Source organism: Bradyrhizobium rifense (genome assembly GCF_008123425.1).
GTDB lineage: Bacteria > Pseudomonadota > Alphaproteobacteria > Rhizobiales > Xanthobacteraceae > Bradyrhizobium > Bradyrhizobium rifense.
In genome coordinates this window covers 61,354-77,452 of sequence record NZ_VSSS01000063.1, presented here as the reverse complement: position 1 = coordinate 77,452, position 16,099 = coordinate 61,354, and the positions used below count along the sequence as shown (strand labels likewise).

At 64.3% G+C, this 16,099-nt stretch carries 13 protein-coding genes and 1 pseudogene; 10 read left to right on the top strand and 4 right to left on the bottom strand.

The window, feature by feature from the left end; translation table 11 throughout:
• The first annotated feature begins 2 nt into the window (after window positions 1-2).
• From FXB40_RS37345 to FXB40_RS37330, 4 genes and pseudogenes are all read left to right on the top strand, one after another.
• Window positions 3-2,484 (top strand): annotated as a pseudogene (locus FXB40_RS37345) (DNA translocase FtsK).
• Between the two features lie 152 nt (window positions 2,485-2,636).
• A complete protein-coding gene (locus FXB40_RS37340) occupies window positions 2,637-3,395 on the top strand; it encodes an outer membrane lipoprotein carrier protein LolA (RefSeq protein ID WP_148777310.1) in 759 nt (252 codons plus the stop codon).
• Between the two features lie 130 nt (window positions 3,396-3,525).
• Window positions 3,526-4,341: an exodeoxyribonuclease III gene (gene xth, locus FXB40_RS37335; RefSeq protein WP_148777275.1), complete on the top strand. Its 816-nt coding sequence runs from the start codon at window positions 3,526-3,528 to the stop codon at window positions 4,339-4,341.
• Window positions 4,342-4,357: 16 nt separating this feature from the next.
• The gene (locus FXB40_RS37330) at window positions 4,358-5,920 is read left to right on the top strand and encodes a hypothetical protein (protein WP_148777274.1); all 1,563 of its coding nucleotides are present in this window, start codon (window positions 4,358-4,360) and stop codon (window positions 5,918-5,920) included.
• Between the two features lie 23 nt (window positions 5,921-5,943).
• Here FXB40_RS37330 and FXB40_RS37325 read toward each other — a convergent pair whose 3' ends face one another.
• Window positions 5,944-6,387: a cyclic nucleotide-binding domain-containing protein gene (locus tag FXB40_RS37325; protein ID WP_148777273.1), complete on the bottom strand. Its 444-nt coding sequence runs from the start codon at window positions 6,385-6,387 to the stop codon at window positions 5,944-5,946.
• 60 nt (window positions 6,388-6,447) lie between these two features.
• A complete protein-coding gene (locus FXB40_RS37320) occupies window positions 6,448-7,134 on the bottom strand; it encodes a response regulator transcription factor (RefSeq protein WP_007598630.1) in 687 nt (228 codons plus the stop codon).
• A gap of 203 nt (window positions 7,135-7,337) precedes the next feature.
• Between FXB40_RS37320 and FXB40_RS37315 the strand changes: the two genes are divergently transcribed.
• Together FXB40_RS37315 and FXB40_RS37310 are read left to right on the top strand one after the other, a co-directional pair.
• A complete protein-coding gene (locus tag FXB40_RS37315) occupies window positions 7,338-7,907 on the top strand; it encodes a L,D-transpeptidase family protein (RefSeq protein WP_187437419.1) in 570 nt (189 codons plus the stop codon).
• A gap of 6 nt (window positions 7,908-7,913) precedes the next feature.
• The gene (locus FXB40_RS37310; RefSeq protein WP_148777271.1) at window positions 7,914-8,687 is read left to right on the top strand and encodes a 2-keto-4-pentenoate hydratase; all 774 of its coding nucleotides are present in this window, start codon (window positions 7,914-7,916) and stop codon (window positions 8,685-8,687) included.
• 128 nt (window positions 8,688-8,815) lie between these two features.
• Here FXB40_RS37310 and FXB40_RS37305 read toward each other — a convergent pair whose 3' ends face one another.
• Window positions 8,816-9,505: a YggS family pyridoxal phosphate-dependent enzyme gene (locus FXB40_RS37305; protein ID WP_148777309.1), complete on the bottom strand. Its 690-nt coding sequence runs from the start codon at window positions 9,503-9,505 to the stop codon at window positions 8,816-8,818.
• 107 nt (window positions 9,506-9,612) lie between these two features.
• On the opposite strand from FXB40_RS37305, the gene FXB40_RS37300 reads away from it, so the two are divergent.
• Window positions 9,613-11,310 carry a diguanylate cyclase domain-containing protein gene (locus FXB40_RS37300; RefSeq protein ID WP_187437414.1) on the top strand — a complete coding sequence of 566 codons (1,698 nt, stop codon included), beginning with the start codon at window positions 9,613-9,615 and terminating at the stop codon, window positions 11,308-11,310.
• A gap of 19 nt (window positions 11,311-11,329) precedes the next feature.
• On the opposite strand, the gene FXB40_RS37295 is transcribed toward FXB40_RS37300, so the two are convergent.
• Entirely contained in the window at window positions 11,330-11,572 is a 243-nt protein-coding gene (locus FXB40_RS37295; RefSeq protein ID WP_246208225.1) for a hypothetical protein, read from the bottom strand.
• A gap of 164 nt (window positions 11,573-11,736) precedes the next feature.
• Here FXB40_RS37295 and leuS point away from each other — a divergent pair, with 164 nt between their 5' ends.
• The 3 genes from leuS (at window position 11,737) to holA (ending at window position 16,006) form a co-directional block, all read left to right on the top strand.
• Entirely contained in the window at window positions 11,737-14,376 is a 2,640-nt protein-coding gene (leuS, locus tag FXB40_RS37290; RefSeq protein ID WP_148777269.1) for a leucine--tRNA ligase, read from the top strand.
• Window positions 14,363-14,914 carry an LPS assembly lipoprotein LptE gene (gene lptE / locus FXB40_RS37285; RefSeq protein ID WP_148777268.1) on the top strand — a complete coding sequence of 184 codons (552 nt, stop codon included), beginning with the start codon at window positions 14,363-14,365 and terminating at the stop codon, window positions 14,912-14,914. The genes leuS and lptE overlap by 14 nt, the downstream gene beginning before the upstream one ends.
• A 63-nt stretch (window positions 14,915-14,977) precedes the next feature.
• Window positions 14,978-16,006 carry a DNA polymerase III subunit delta gene (gene holA, locus FXB40_RS37280; protein WP_148777308.1) on the top strand — a complete coding sequence of 343 codons (1,029 nt, stop codon included), beginning with the start codon at window positions 14,978-14,980 and terminating at the stop codon, window positions 16,004-16,006.
• Window positions 16,007-16,099 lie beyond the last annotated feature (93 nt).

Here is a 16,099-nt window from a genome sequence, read left to right as displayed (position 1 = left end):
CCATGAGCATGTCGGCAATCGAACGTGTGATTCCCCTGGTCGGCCATCTGCCGCCCTCGATCCGCGAGGCACTGAGCCGGCGCGCGCGTGAGCTCGCCGGCTTCGGCCTGATCACGCTCTCGGGCGTCGCGTCCGCCGCGCTGATGACCTGGTCAGTCCAGGACCCGAGCCTCAGCCACGCGACCTCGCGGCCGATCCGCAACATTCTCGGCTATGCCGGCGCCATCGGCGCCGACCTCGCGATGCAGATCCTCGGGCTCGGCGCGATCATGCTGATCCTGACGGTCGCGGTGTGGGGCTGGCGCATGATGACCCATCGCCCGTTCGACCGCGAGGCGCTGCGGCTCGGCTCCTGGATTCTCTGCACCGTGATCGCGGCGGGCTTTGTCAGCTGCTGGCCGCATGGTGGCGCCTGGCCGCTGCCGACCGGGCTTGGCGGCGTGGTCGGCGATGCGCTGGTGCGCGCGCCCGCGGTCATTTTCGGGCCGCCCGGCGCGATCTATCGCATGGTGCTCGCCACTATCCTGTTCGTCGCGCTGGCTGCGACCTTCCTGATCGCCTGCGGGCTCGGCGCACGCGAGCATGACGAAGAGCTCGCGGAGATCGAGGACGACGACAAGCCGCTCGACGAAGACGAGGAGAGCGATCGCGGCTCGGTGTCGCTGGGCTGGCTGTTCCACGCGGTGATGAGCACCAAGGCACGGCTGATCTGGCTGTTCGGCGCGGCCTATCGCTCGCTGGTCTCGAGCGGATCGAAGACCAAGGCCGTTTCGTTCTGCCGGCAGGAACCCAATCTCGGCGGCCGTGCCGCGCCCTCGATCTCGCCGCAGTCCGCGGACGAGGATTACGAGGACCAGCACGAAGAAGACGAAGACGAGGAGGAGGAAGAAGAGGAGCCGGCCGCGCGTGCTCCGCGCAAGAAGGCCGCACCGAAAGCCGCTTCCAAGAAATCCTCCGACAAGTTCGAGCTTCCGTCCGTGTCCGTGCTGGCTGCGCCCAAGGCCGGCGATCGCCAGCCGCTCAGCAAGGCCGAGCTGGAAGCCAATTCGCGCGCGCTCGAAGGCGTGCTGCAGGATTTCGGCGTGCGCGGCGAGATCGTGAAAGCCAATCCAGGTCCGGTCGTCACGCTGTACGAGCTGGAGCCGGCTCCCGGCATCAAGTCGTCGCGCGTGATCGGCCTTGCCGACGACATCGCCCGTTCGATGAGCGCGCTGTCGGCGCGCGTCGCCGTCGTCCCCGGCCGCAACGCCATCGGCATCGAGCTGCCGAACGCGCATCGTGAAAAGGTCTATCTGCGCGAGCTGCTGGTCGCCAAGGAAACCATCGACACGGTTGCAAAACTGCCGCTCTGCCTCGGCAAGACCATCGGCGGCGATCCTGTCATCATCGACCTCGCGCGCACGCCGCACATGCTGATCGCCGGTACCACCGGCTCCGGCAAGTCGGTCGCCATCAACACCATGATTCTCAGCCTGGTCTACCGGCTACGCCCGGACCAGTGCCGGCTGATCATGGTCGATCCGAAGATGCTCGAGCTCTCCGTCTATGACGGCATTCCGCATCTGCTCACCCCCGTCGTGACCGATCCGAAGAAGGCGGTGGTCGCGCTGAAATGGGCCGTGCGCGAGATGGATGGAAGAGCGCTACAAGAACATGGCCAAGCTCGGTGTGCGCAACATCGACGGCTACAACACGCGCCTGGGCGAATTGAAGGCCAAGGGCGAAGAGCCGACACGCACCGTGCACACCGGCTTCGACAAGGAAACCGGCAAGGCGATCTACGAGGAAGAAAAGCTCTCGCTCGACCCGCTGCCCTACATCGTCATCATCGTCGACGAAATGGCCGACCTGATGATGGTCGCCGGCAAGGACATCGAAGGCGCCGTTCAGCGTCTCGCGCAGATGGCGCGCGCCGCCGGCCTGCATGTCATCCTCGCGACACAGCGTCCCTCGGTCGACGTCATCACCGGCACCATCAAGGCGAACTTCCCGACCCGCATCGCCTTCCAGGTCACCTCGAAGATCGACAGCCGCACGATTCTCGGCGAGATGGGCGCCGAGCAGCTGCTCGGCCAGGGCGACATGCTCTACATGGCCGGCGGCGGCCGCATCAGCCGCGTGCACGGCCCGTTCGCCTCGGACGATGAAGTCGAGAAGGTGGTGCGCCACCTCAAGACGCAGGGCCAACCCGAATATCTCGAGGCGGTTACGGCCGAGGAGCCGACCGAGGACGAGGACGGCGGCGCCGTGTTCGACGCCAGCGGCATGGGCGCGGATGGCGGCGGCGACCTGTTCCAGCAGGCCGTTGCCATCGTCAAACGCGACCGCAAGGCGTCGACCAGCTACATCCAGCGCCGCCTGCAAATCGGCTATAACCGCGCCGCATCGCTGATGGAGCGGATGGAACTGGAGGGCATCGTCGGACCCGCCAACCACGCCGGCAAACGCGAGATTCTGGTCGAAGAAGAAGACAGCCATATGTGAGGCGAGCCGCCTCAAAGTCCTACTTCACGCAAAAACGTTATCTGCTTTTGCCCGAAATCACGCTAAAACGACGCCCAGCCACACAGGACGACGCGTTGACCCAACATCCGGACATTCGATTCGCGGCCACTTTCGCGACGCGCAGCGCGCGCGTGGCGGGCGTGCTGCTCGTCACCGCCGCGATGGTGACCGCAGCGTCGATGGCGCAGACCGTGCCCGTGCCGAAACCGGCACCGAAGGCCCGCGACGCTGCTCCGCCGTCGGGCGGACCGTCGATTACAGGTGCAACGCAGGCGCCGCCGAATCCGGTCATTCCCGATCCGCGCCGCAACGTGCCGAGCAGCATCTTCCAGACGTTCGACGACAAGCAGAAGGCGCAGGCGGCCAAAGTCAGCGCCTATCTGTCCTCGCTGTCGACGCTGGTCGGGAATTTCGTCCAGGTCGGCCCCGACGGCAGCAAGACGCAGGGCGATTTCTACATCCAGAAGCCCGGCAAGCTGCGCTTCGAATATGATCCGCCGAGCCCAATCGACATCGTCGCCGACGGATCGTCGGTGGTCGTGCGCGACCGCAAGCTCGCCACGCAGGATGTCTATCCGCTGTCGCAGACGCCGCTCCGCTTCCTGCTGTCGGACCGCATCGACCTGATGAAGGACACCAACGTCGTCAACGTCACCGCCGACGATCTCTTCATCAGCGTCACCATCGAGGAGAAGCAGGCGCTGGTCGGCACCAGCCGTCTGCTGCTGATGATCGGCGCCAAGGACGGCCAGTTGAAGCAATGGACCGTCACCGACCCGCAGGGCTACGACACCACGATCGCGGTCTATAATCTGGATGCGGGCAAGAAGCTCGATCCCAGCATGTTCAAGATCGACTTCACCAATTACAGCGTGCCGTCACCGGGGTAAGTGCCGCAGTGCCGTAGGGTGGGCAAAGCGAAGCGTGCCCACCATTCTCGATCCAAACCCAGAAAAGACGGTGGGCACGGCGCTTTGCGCCTTTGCCCACCCTACGAGAGCTTGCTAAGACGCAATTCTCATGCGTCTTTCCCTGACAACCTGGAACATCAATTCGGTGCGGCTGCGCATCGATCTGGTCGCGAAGTTTCTCAAGAGCGCGCGGCCGGACGTGCTGTGTCTCCAGGAGACCAAGTGCATCGACGACGCCTTTCCGCTAAAGCGCTTCAAGCGGCTTGGTTACGAGCACGTCGCGCTGAACGGGCAGAAGGGCTATCACGGCGTCGCCATCGTCTCGAAGATTCCATTCGAGTCCTCGGACATCCGGACCTTCTGCGACAAGGTGGATTCGCGTCATATCTCGGTGTCGTTCGGCGAGAAGGCCAACATCGCAAAACCGCTGGTGCTGCATAATTTCTACGTGCCCGCCGGCGGCGACATTCCCGATCCCGCGCTGAACGAGAAATTCGACCACAAGCTTCGCTTTCTCGACGAGATGAAGGTGTGCGAACCGCTGCATCCGCGCGGAGACGATCGCCACATCCTGGTCGGCGATCTCAACGTCGCGCCCCACGAGAACGACGTGTGGTCGCACAAGCAGCTGCTGAAAGTCGTCTCGCACACGCCGATCGAGACCGAAAAGCTGCAGGCCGCACTCAGCGCCGGCGAATGGGTCGACGTCGCGCGCGACCGCATCCCGATGTCGGAAAAGGTCTATACCTGGTGGAGCTATCGTTCCGCCGACTGGACCGTCGGCGACCGCGGCCGCAGGCTCGACCACATCTGGGTCTCGCGCGCGCTGAAGGACGCGGTCCAGGATTTCAACATCTTGCGCGATGCGCGAAGCTGGGAGCGGCCGTCGGACCACGTGCCGGTGACGGTGACGCTGGACGTTTAGGCCTTCGGAGACGACGATGGGCACGCCCGCACCGTCAGCCCCCACAGAACCGCCCGTTCGCGCGTGGTGGAATTCCCGTTTCGTCGTCCCGGGATTGATGTTGCTGAGCACGATACCCTTCTGGTTCGTGCACACGCCGCCGCTGATCGATTACCTCGCTCATATCGGCCGCTACCAGGTGCAGCTACATCTGGCGGATTCGCCGGCGCTCCAGCAGAACTGGGATTTTCACTGGCAGCTGGTCGGCAATCTGGGCGTTGAATTGCTCATCGCTCCGCTGGCACCGATGCTCGGTCTCGAACGCGCCGCCTGGCTGATTGCGCTGGCGCTTCCGCTCCTCATGATCTCTGCCATCGGGCGCATCAGCCGGGCATTGCATGGGGAGCTCACGCCCTTCGCGATCGCGGCCGCATGGTTCGCGATGTCCTATCCGTTCCAGCTTGGCTTCGTGAATTATTGGCTTGGCTGCGCGCTCGCGTTTCACGTTTTCGCATCCTGGGTCGAGACGACAGGGAAGACTGGTTCGGTGATGCGCGCCGCGCTGTTTGCGGCGGCCGCCTGCCTAGTCTGGCTCGCTCATGCCTACGGCTGGGTCGTTCTGGTCGTCCTCGTCGGCGCCTTTGAGCTCTGCCGCAGCTGGAATCGCGCCCCGGCGGCATGGCCCTCCATGGTGATCGTCATTCTGCGACGCATCTGGCCGGTCATGATTCCGGCTGTGCTCATGATTGTCTGGCGGCAAGGCAATGGCGCCGCCTCGACAGGTCATTTCTTCGACATCGGCACAAAGATCCTTGGACTGGTCTGGACGCTGCGCGACCAGAATATCTGGCTCGACACGCTGAGCCTGCTGTTGGCGATTGGCTTGCTGTACTTTGGAATGCGCAGCCGTGACACCAGGGTGAATCCACCACTGCTGGTCGGAGCAGCGAGCTTCCTCATTCTGATCCTGCTGATGCCAGGCGAGATGTTCGGCGCGGTCTATGCCGATGTCCGGCTATGGCCCATCTTCTTCATCGTCGGCCTCACCGCCATCGCGCCGACCGACGCCATGCAGCGCGGCTCCGCGATCATTGCCGGCGTGGCGCTGGCTGTTTTTGCGATTCGGATCGTCGCCATGGCTGTCGGGTTTGCCGCCTACGATTCCGGCTACGCGCAACATCTGCAGGCCCTGAAGGACGTCCCGCACGGCGCAAGCATCGCGGTCCTGACACGGCCGCCAAGCTGCGAGCGATGGCGTGCACCGCGTGTCGCGCATCTGGGGTCGCTTGCCATCGTGCGGCGGGACGCCTTCGTCAACTCGCAATGGGACGCATCGGGTGGTCAACAGCTGCTGACACCACTCCATGCGCGCGGCACCGCGTTCAACGCAGATCCGTCTCAGTACATCGAGATAGCCCCGGGCGACTGCGACGGCGATCTGAGCGCCACGCTCGCGCAAAGGATCGCGCAAATTCCGCGCGATCGCTTCGACTATGTCTGGTTGCTCGACGTCGATGCCTCGCACCTGACGGTCATGCCGGGACTGCGGCGGCTCTATCAGGACGACCGCAGCGCGCTATATGCGTTCAACAAGGGATGAAGTCTGGAGAGACCGGAACGATCTCAAGTGCTCAGCTTCGCACCGGCCATCAGAATGTCGCTCGCGATCTGGCTGGAGCGAACCGCGAATTCGTCGCGGAGGCGGAGTGCGGCGGCAGGGTCGCTTTCGAGCACGCGCTGAAACAGGCTGCGCGCGACGCGGATGACCGAGGAATGCTCGATCGCAACCGCGCCCGACGGTCGCTTCATCGGCACGACCAGCGCGAGCTCGCCAATCAGCGTGCCGGGGCCCGCGATCATCTCGGCGCCGGCGCCGTCATCGACGCGAAAGGCGCCGCGCTGGACCACGAAGCCGGCGTCGGCATCGTCGCCGAGATTGAACAGGATGTCGCCGCGGACGAAGTCACGCTGCTCGGAGCCGATCGCCAGCATGCGCAACGAGGCCTCTCCCAACAGGCGCAGTGTCGGGACACGCTCGAGCAGCGCTACGTCATCGTCGATTGACATTCCGGTCCGAGGCTCGTGGAACGCGCTAATTTACGACGAATCGCGCGCTCCTGGAACGTATCACGGCACCAGCTTGTAGCCACCGGCTTCCGTCACCAGGATTTCCGGGTTGGCGGCGTCCTTCTCGATCTTCTGGCGAAGACGGTAGATGTGGGTTTCCAGCGTGTGGGTGGTGACGCCGGAATTATAGCCCCAGACCTCCTGGAGCAGGGTCTCGCGCGACACCGGCATCTGGCCGGCCCGGTAGAGGAAGCGCAGGATCGCCGTTTCCTTCTCGGTGAGGCGGACCTTGCGCGCATTGGCGGCGGTCAGCATCTTCGAGCCCGGACGGAAGGAATAGGGGCCGACCGAGAACACCGCGTCCTCGCTGGCCTCGTGCTGGCGCAGCTGGGCGCGGATGCGGGCCAGCAACACGGCGAAACGGAAGGGTTTTGCCACATAGTCGTTGGCGCCGGATTCCAGGCCCAAAATCGTGTCGGAATCGGTGTCATGCCCCGTCAGCATGATGATCGGCGCCTTGAAGCCGCCCTTGCGCAGGGAGCGGACCACTTCGCGACCGTCGGTGTCGGGAAGGCCGACATCCATCAGCACGAGATCCGGGGCATTGGCCTTTGCGGCACTGGCGCCTTTGGCGCCAGTATCGACGGCGGAGGCTTCAAATTCTTCGTGCAGCGATAATTGCTCCACCAACGTGTCGCGCAGATCGGTATCGTCATCCACGATCAGGATCTTGCGGGCATTGGCCATAGGGGATCATCCTTTTGGGGTCGACCAGGCGCGCATGCATGCCGCACCCGGCCGTGATGGGAAGTTTAAAGGGTCGCTGTTTTTATTGTTGTTCGTGTTGAAGTAGTGGGCTGTTACCGATTCACAAGCCGGAATTACTCTAACCCAGAATAGCAGGGCCATTCGATGAATGTCCTGTAATGAATTCGACACTGCCCGTTCACATGAAAAACAACGCCAATTCAAACCCTTATACCATGAGTCGACGCTCTGCACAGCTCTCGATGATCCGCGTTAAGCCTGCTGCCGGCAATCCGCGCCGGGGCTGGCTAACGGCCGGACAGCTGACCATTCCGGTGGCCTTGGGGCGCGGCGGCATTCTGGCCAACAAGCGCGAGGGCGATGGCGGCACCCCTAGGGGCAGCTTTCGGCCCCGGCAATTGTGGTGGCGGGGCGACCGGCACAGCCGTCCTCAGACGTTGCTGCCGGCCCGGATAATCACGGGCGCGGACGCCTGGTGCGAAGATCCCGGCGATCGCCACTACAACCAGTGGATCCGGCGCGGGGAGGGCGAGGGCGGCGACCGGCTCAAGCGCGCCGACCAGCTCTATGACTTCATCATCGAAATCGACCACAACACCAGGCCGCGCATCGCCGGCCGCGGCAGCGCGGTGTTTCTGCATCTGGCGCGCGACAATTTCGGCCCGACCGCAGGCTGCGTCTCCATGACCAAGGCGGCAATGCTACAATTGCTGCGGCTGATAGGACCAAGAACAAGAATCATCATCGGGTGAGGATACATGCTCGACAAGGATCAGGTCGCCGCCGCCTCGCGCGTCCTCATTCAACATTGGCGCGACGGCAGCAAGCTTGACGCGCTCGAGACGCGGCTGCGGCCGCAGAGCCGCACTGACGGTTACGCGGTGCAGGCCGCACTTGGCGATCAAGTGTTCGGCTGGAAGATCGCCGCGACGAGCGAGGCCGGACAGAAGCACATCAACGTCACAAGCCCGCTCGCTGGTCGCATCATGCGCGACACCGTGATCGCCGACGGCGGCACCGCGTCGATGAAGGGCAACGCGATGCGTGTTGGCGAGCCGGAATTCTGCTTCCGCATGGGGCGCGATCTGGCGCCGCGTTCGGCGCCGTACAGTGTCGACGAGGTGCTTGCCGCCGTCGACACGCTGCATCCCGCGATCGAGATTCCGGATTCGCGCTTCACCGATTTTGCCGGCGCCGGCGAGGGGCAGCTCATTGCCGACAATGCCTGCGCGCATCTGTTCGTGCTAGGCGCAGCAACGTCTGCAAATTGGTGCGCGATGGATCTCATCGAGGAGCGGCCGCAGATCGCGCTGCGCGGCGAGCGCTATGTCGGTCACGGCAAGAACGTGCTCGGCGATCCCCGCGTCGCGCTGGCCTGGCTCGCCAACGAGCTACGCGGACTCGGCATCACCTTGCGGGCAGGGGAGGTGGTGACGACAGGCACGTGCCATCCGCCGCTGCCGATCCAGGCCGGCGATCATTTTGCGGTGGATTTCGGGGTGTTGGGGAAGGTCTCGGTGAGGTTCGCGTAGGCCTCGCCGTCATTGCGGCGAAGCGAAGCAATCCAGAAACCCTCCGCGGAAAGATTCTGGATTGCTTCGCTACGCTCGCAATGACGAATTCGAAAGCCGTTGCCGGGCGCGGCCTTCGCTAACGACGCTTACCGATGCCCGAAAATTGCCGAGCCCACGCGTACATGGGTGGCGCCGAGCATGATGGCGGTCGCGTAATCCGCGCTCATGCCCATCGACAGATTCTGCAATCCGTTGCGCGCGGCGATCTTGGCGGTCAGCGCGAAATGCGCCGCCGGCGGCTCGTCCACCGGCGGGATGCACATCAGGCCGGAGATCGTCAGCCCGTAGGTGTCGCGGCAGCTCGCGAGGAAGTCGTCGGCCTCGCCGGGCGCGATGCCGGCCTTCTGCGGCTCTTCGCCGGTATTGATCTGGACGAAGAGTTGCGGGTGCTTGTTCTGGGATTCGATTTCTTTGGCTAACGCCTGGCAAATGCTCGGACGGTCGACCGAATGGATGGCATCGAACAGCGCCACCGCCTCTTTCGCCTTGTTGGATTGCAGCGGCCCGATCAGATGCAGCGCGATGTCCGGGTATACAGACGTTAACGCCGGCCACTTGCCTTTGGCCTCCTGCACGCGATTCTCGCCAAACACGCGTTGTCCGGCGCCGATAACCGGGATAATTGCATCCGCCGCGAAAGTCTTGGACACCGCGATCAGCGTCACGGAAGCGCGATCACGCCGCGCATCCTTGCAGGCGCGTGCAATCTCCGCTTCGACCGCGGCGAGCGCGTTTGGTGAATCGCCGGTTACCGGCGCGGCGTTTTCTTCTGTCATGACGTCGATCAATTGCAGGAGTAACGGAGGTAGTTCCAATTTTACCGAGTTCAAGAAAGAGTTTTTGAACCCTTCGCTTTACCTTGCCCGTGGGGTGGGTAGCGAAGATGGCAAACGTTAGTTTCAACCGCAAACGAGCAAAACTCAAGCAGGTCCTCGGCATCAGGGCCCGGCTTGCGTTGCTCGCGGTGATTCTGGTTGCGCCCTTGATGCTCGAGCGCATTCGCTCGCTCGAAGACACCCGCACCAAACAAATCGCGCAGGCCACGGCCGAATTCACGACGGTGGCAAGGCACAGCGCCGACGCGCAGCGCGAAGTGATCTCGTCGGTCGAGACCATTCTGAAATCGGAAGCCTTCATCCGCGCCTCCGCCGGCGGCGTCAGCAAGAGCTGCGACGTGCTGCGCGCGAGCCTGCCGACGAGCCTTCCCTGGATCCGCACGCTTCTGATCGCCGGCCAGGACGGCCGCATCCAGTGCGCGACCAACAACATGTATGTCGGCCTCGATCTCTCCGACCGGCCCTATTTCCAGCAGGCGCAGGAGACCGGCCGCTTCGTGCTGTCGGACTTCATCCTGTCGCGGCCGGTGCAGTCGCCGACCGTCATGGCGGTCTATCCGGTCTCCGCGTTCAGCGGCGTCGCCGACGCCGTCGTGCTCGCGACCGTCAACCTCGACTGGATGTCGAAGGTCATGAACAATCTGGGCGGCCGCGCCGGCATCACGGCGGTGCTGGTCGACAGCGCCGGCACCGTGCTGGCTGCGCCCGCCGACCAGCACAGCTCGGTCGGTCGTCCGCTCGACAACATGCCGTTGATGTCGGCGATCGCCGACATGGCCCTGCGCTCCGACCAGGACGAAGGCTCGCTGTCGTTTCTCGCCGCCGACGGATCGCGGCGCGCGGTCAGCTTCATCCGCATCGCCGGCACCAATTCCCGCCTGATCGCCAGCATCGACGAGGACAAGGTGTCCGCGGCGGTCAACCGCGACATCCGCACCGCCTATCTCCAGCTCGCCTTCGTCGTCGTGTTCGTGCTGCTCGGCGCGTTGATTGCCGCCGAGAAGCTCGTGATCAAGCCGATCGAAATGCTCGCTGACATGGCCAAGCGTCTCGGCGAGGGCGATTTGTCGGCCCGCGCGGCGCGCAACCGGCTGCCGTCCGAATTCGTGCCGCTGGCGCGCGCGCTCAACGCGATGGCCGCCCAGCTCAGCCAGCGCGAGCGCGAGCTGATCGCGACCAACGACCGGCTGACGGTGATGGCGTCGATCGACATGCTGTCGGGACTTGCCAACCGCCGCGGCTTCCAGAGCCGTCTCGACTTCGAATGGATGCGCGCGCAGCAATATGGCAGCGAGCTCGCGCTTCTGATGATCGATGTCGACCATTTCAAGCTGTTCAACGACACCTACGGCCATCTCGAAGGCGATTCCTGCCTGACACGGCTCGGCGAGTCGCTGTCCGGCATCGCCGCCGACACGATGGGCTTTGCCGCGCGCTACGGCGGCGAAGAATTCTGCCTGCTGCTGCCGAACACCGACGTGCACCGCGCCGTCGAGATCGGCGAACAGGTGCGCGCCGCCGTGCTGAAGCTTTGCCTGCCGCACATCACCTCCGCCCACATGGTGGTCACGGTGTCGATCGGCGTTGCGGCGACGCGGCCGAACGAGACCTTGCGTCCGGGCGATCTGATCGAAGCTGCCGACGCTGCGCTCTATGCCGCCAAACATCGCGGCCGCAACAATGTCGTCGAGCACGGCATTTTGCGGATCGAGGGCAGCACCACCGAAATCGCGATGGCGGGCTGACCTCTAGCTTGCCTACTCTCTAGCCCGCAGCCTCGCTGTCGAACGGACGGTTGTGGTCGATCAGGAGGTCGATGGCGTTGCGCAAATCGTCATGGCTGCCGGCGTAATACTGGAACCAGATGGCAAAATTGGTCGGCGTCGGGGGAATCCGCTGCTCGGCCATGCTCCGCATCGCCCGTCCATCGATGGACGCGGCATAGTCGTAATCGGGATCGTTGAAACCTGAGGCCATCGCCTGACGCGGGGTGCTGTTGGCCGCCAACCTCGCACCGACCCCTTAATCCGATCCCGATACCCTTGTCCGTACTTTTGCGGAGCAGTATTGCGAGGTGCCGCCGGCAGCGGCAACCCATTGACCCCCCGAGGACTTCTATGGCCTAGTCCGGCCTCTTCAGGCGGCCGAAACCACGAAAACCCAACGATTCCATGACCTCCGAACGCTATAACGCCCGCGACGCCGAACCGCGCTGGCAACGCCAGTGGGACGAACAAGCGATCTTCGTCTCCAAGAACGACGATTCCCGGCCGAAATACTATGTGCTGGAGATGTTCCCCTACCCGTCCGGGCGCATCCATATCGGCCACGTCCGCAACTACACGCTCGGCGACGTGCTGGCCCGCTTCATGCGCGCCAAAGGCTTCAACGTGCTGCACCCGATGGGCTGGGACGCCTTCGGCCTGCCGGCCGAGAACGCCGCCATCGAGCGCAAGGTCGCGCCGAAAGCCTGGACCTACGACAACATCGCCGCGATGAAGAAGCAGCTCCGCTCGATCGGGCTGTCGCTGGACTGGTCGCGCGAGTTCGCGACCTGCGACCCCAGCTACTACAAGCATCAACAGAAGATGTTTCTGGACATGCTCGGCGCAGGTCTCGCCGAGCGCGAGAAGCGCAAGCTCAACTGGGACCCGGTCGACATGACCGTGCTCGCCAACGAGCAGGTGATCGACGGCCGCGGCTGGCGCTCCGGTGCGATCGTCGAACAGCGCGAGATGAGCCAGTGGGTCTTCAAGATCACGAAGTACTCGCAGGAATTGCTGTCCGCGCTGGATGGGCTCGACCGCTGGCCCGACAAGGTGCGGCTGATGCAGCGCAACTGGATCGGCCGATCCGAAGGCCTGCTGATCCGTTTCGCGCTGGATCAGGCGACGACGCCCGCTGGCGAGAGCGAGCTGAAGATCTTCACGACGCGCCCGGACACGCTGTTCGGCGCGAAATTCATGGCGATCTCGTCGGATCATCCGCTGGCGCAGGCAGCCGCCGCGAAGAACCCGAAGCTCGCGGAATTCATTGCCGACATCAAGAAGATCGGCACGGCGCAGGAGATCATCGACACTGCGGAGAAGCAGGGTTTTGATACCGGCATCCGCGCGGTCCATCCGTTCGACCCAAGCTGGAAACTGCCGGTCTATGTCGCCAATTTCGTGCTGATGGAATACGGCACCGGCGCGATCTTCGGCTGCCCCGCGCACGACCAGCGCGACCTCGACTTCGTCAACAAGTACAGTCTTGGCGTCACGCCGGTGGTTTGCCCTGAAGGGCAGGATCCCAAGACGTTCGTCGTGACCGATACCGCCTATGACGGTGACGGCCGCATGATCAATTCGCGCTTCCTCGACGGCATGACCATCGAGCAGGCGAAGGAGGAAGTTGCAAAACGCCTCGAAGGCGAACTGCGCGGCAACGCGCCGGTTGGCGAGCGCCAGGTCAATTTCCGCCTGCGCGACTGGGGCATATCGCGCCAGCGCTATTGGGGCTGCCCGATTCCCGTCATCCACTGTCCGACGTGCGACGTCGTGCCGGTGCCGGATGCCGACCTGCCGGTGGTGCTGCCGGAGGATGTGAGCTTCGACAAGCCGGGCAACGCGCTCGACCATCACCCGACCTGGAAGCACGTCAACTGCCCGAAATGCGGGGCCAAGGCTCAGCGCGAAACCGATACCATGGACACTTTCGTGGACTCGTCCTGGTATTTTGCGCGCTTCACCGATCCCTGGAACGAGAACGCGCCGACGACGCCTGCGGTCGCCAACCGGATGCTGCCGGTCGACCAGTATATCGGCGGCGTCGAGCACGCGATCCTGCATCTGCTCTACAGCCGCTTCTTCACCCGCGCCATGAAGGCGACCGGGCACATCGCGCTGGACGAGCCGTTCGCCGGAATGTTCACGCAGGGCATGGTGGTGCACGAGACCTACCAGAAGGCCGACGGCACCTGGGTGCAGCCGGCCGAGGTGAAGGTCGAGGTTGGCGGCAACGGTCGCCGCGCCACGCTGCTCAGCACAGGCGAGGACGTCCAGATCGGCGCGATCGAGAAGATGTCGAAGTCGAAGAAGAATACGGTCGACCCCGACGACATCATCGCGACCTACGGCGCCGACGTCGCCCGCTGGTTCATGCTGTCGGACTCCCCGCCCGACCGCGACGTGATCTGGAGCGACGAGCGCGTCCAGGGCGCCTCGCGCTTCGTGCAGCGGCTGTGGCGGCTGGTGAACGATGCGGTTGAACTCGGCAAGGCTGCCCCCGCGGCCCGGCCGGCCTCGTTCGGCGCCGATGCGCTCCTCCTGCGGAAGGCCGCCCACGGCGCGCTCGACAAGGTCACGACCGGCGTCGAGCGGCTGCATTTCAACGTCTGCCTCGCCCATATCCGGGAATTCACGAATACGTTTTCGGAGGTGCTGCAGCGCCCCGGCAAGCCGGCGCCTGATCTCGCCTGGGCGATCCGGGAGGCCAGTCAGATCCTGGTCCAGCTGTTCTCCCCGATGATGCCGCATCTGGCCGAGGAGTGCTGGCAGGTGCTCTATAAGAATGGACTTGGCCTGCCCGGGCTGGTTTCGGAGGCTGATTGGCCGCAAATCGAACGCGATTTGCTGGTTGAAGACAGCGTGACCCTTGTGGTTCAGGTCAACGGCAAGAAGCGGGGTGATGTCACAGTTGCAACAGCGGCCCAGAATCCGGAAATCGAGGCTGCCGTTTTGGCCCTCGATGCGGTAAAGCTGGCCCTGGATGGCAAGCCCGTCCGCAAGGTGATCATCGTCCCCAAGAGGATCGTGAATGTTGTCGGCTAGGATCCGCATCGCAGCCCGCTTGCTGGCAGTCGCCGCACTTGCGGCGCTGACGGCCGGCTGCTTCCAGCCGATGTATGCCGAGCATACCGATGGTACCCCCGGCCTGCGCGAGAAGCTGATGGGGGTCGACCTCCCACCGATCAACAAGGCCAACGCCTCGCGCGAGGCCCGGGTCGGCGTCGAGGTCCGCAACGCCCTCGCCTTTAAGCTTTACGGCTCGGCCACAGGCATGCCGCCGACCCATCGCCTGGAGATTCGCTTCAACTCCAGCAAGTCGTCCCTGATCGTCGATCCCAACACCGGTCTGCCGAACAGCGAGAACTACGGCATCGACTGCCAGTACAATCTGATCGAGGTCGCGACCGGCAAATCGGTGATGACAGGCACGACGTTCTCGCGCGTGTCCTACGACATGCCCGGCTCCTATCAGCGCTTCTCCCGCAACCGCGCGGTGCGTGACGCCGAGGACCGTGCCGCCAACGAGATCGCCGAGAACATCAACACCCGGCTCGCCGCGTTCTTCACCGCAGGCACCTAGTTCATTTCCCGTCATTCCGGGGCGCCCGCAGGGCGAGCCCTGGAATGACGAACCTTGGGCAACATGGTCGCACTGCGCGGAAAAGAGATCGATTCCTTCCTTGCCCGTCCCGACGCGGGCCGTCCGATCGTCCTGCTCTATGGTCCCGATGCCGGCCTTGTGCGCGAGCGCGCCGACGCGCTGATTGCGTCCGCCGTCGACGATCCCAACGACCCCTTCTCCCTTGTCAAACTCGACGGCGACGAGCTTTCGGCCGAGCCGTCGCGCCTAGTCGACGAGGCCATGACCGTGCCGCTGTTCGGCGGCCGCCGTGCCATTCGTATCCGCGCGGGCTCGCGCAGCTTTGCCAGCGGCGTCGATACGTTGGCCGAGATGCCGGTGAAGGATTGCCGCATCGTGATCGAGGCCGGCGAGCTGCGCCCGGAATCGCCGCTGCGCAAGGCCTGCGAGAAGGCCAAGACCGCCGTGGCGATCGGCTGCTATCCCGACACCGAGCGCGACCTCGCGAAGCTGATGGAGGACGAGCTCCGCATCGCCAATTTGCGCATCGCCCAGGATGCCCGCGCCGCGCTGATGTCGTTCCTCGGCGGCGACCGCCAGGCCTCGCGCAACGAGCTGCGCAAGCTCACGCTCTATGCCCACGGCAAAGGCGAGATCACGCTGGACGACGTGATGGCCGTCGTTGCCGATGCGTCCGAGCTGAAGCTCGATCCCATCGTCGACGGCGCCTTCGCCGGCCGGCCCGATATCGTCGAGACCGAGTTCGCAAAAGCCATGATCGCCGGCACCTATCCCGGCGTGATCATCTCGGCCGCCCAGCGCCAGGCCGCGTGGCTGCACAAATCCGCGCTCGCGATCGCCGACGGCCAGCCTGCCTCCGCCGTGCTCGACAGCGGATATCCGCGGCTGCATTTTTCGCGAAAGCCCATGGTCGAAACCGCGCTGCGCAATTTCAGCGTGGCAAGGCTCGCCGGCATCATCGAGCAACTCGCGACCGCCGCGCTCGACACCCGCAAGCAATCGACGCTGGCCGCCGCCATCGCCCAGCGTACGCTGATGGCGATCGCCGCGAATGCGAAGCGTCGGGGCTAGGGCCGCACTCTCTTCCCTCGTCATTGCGAGCGCAGCGAAGCAATCCAGGATAGCCAAATCCGTCATCCTGAGGTGCGAGCCGCGCGGCGCAAC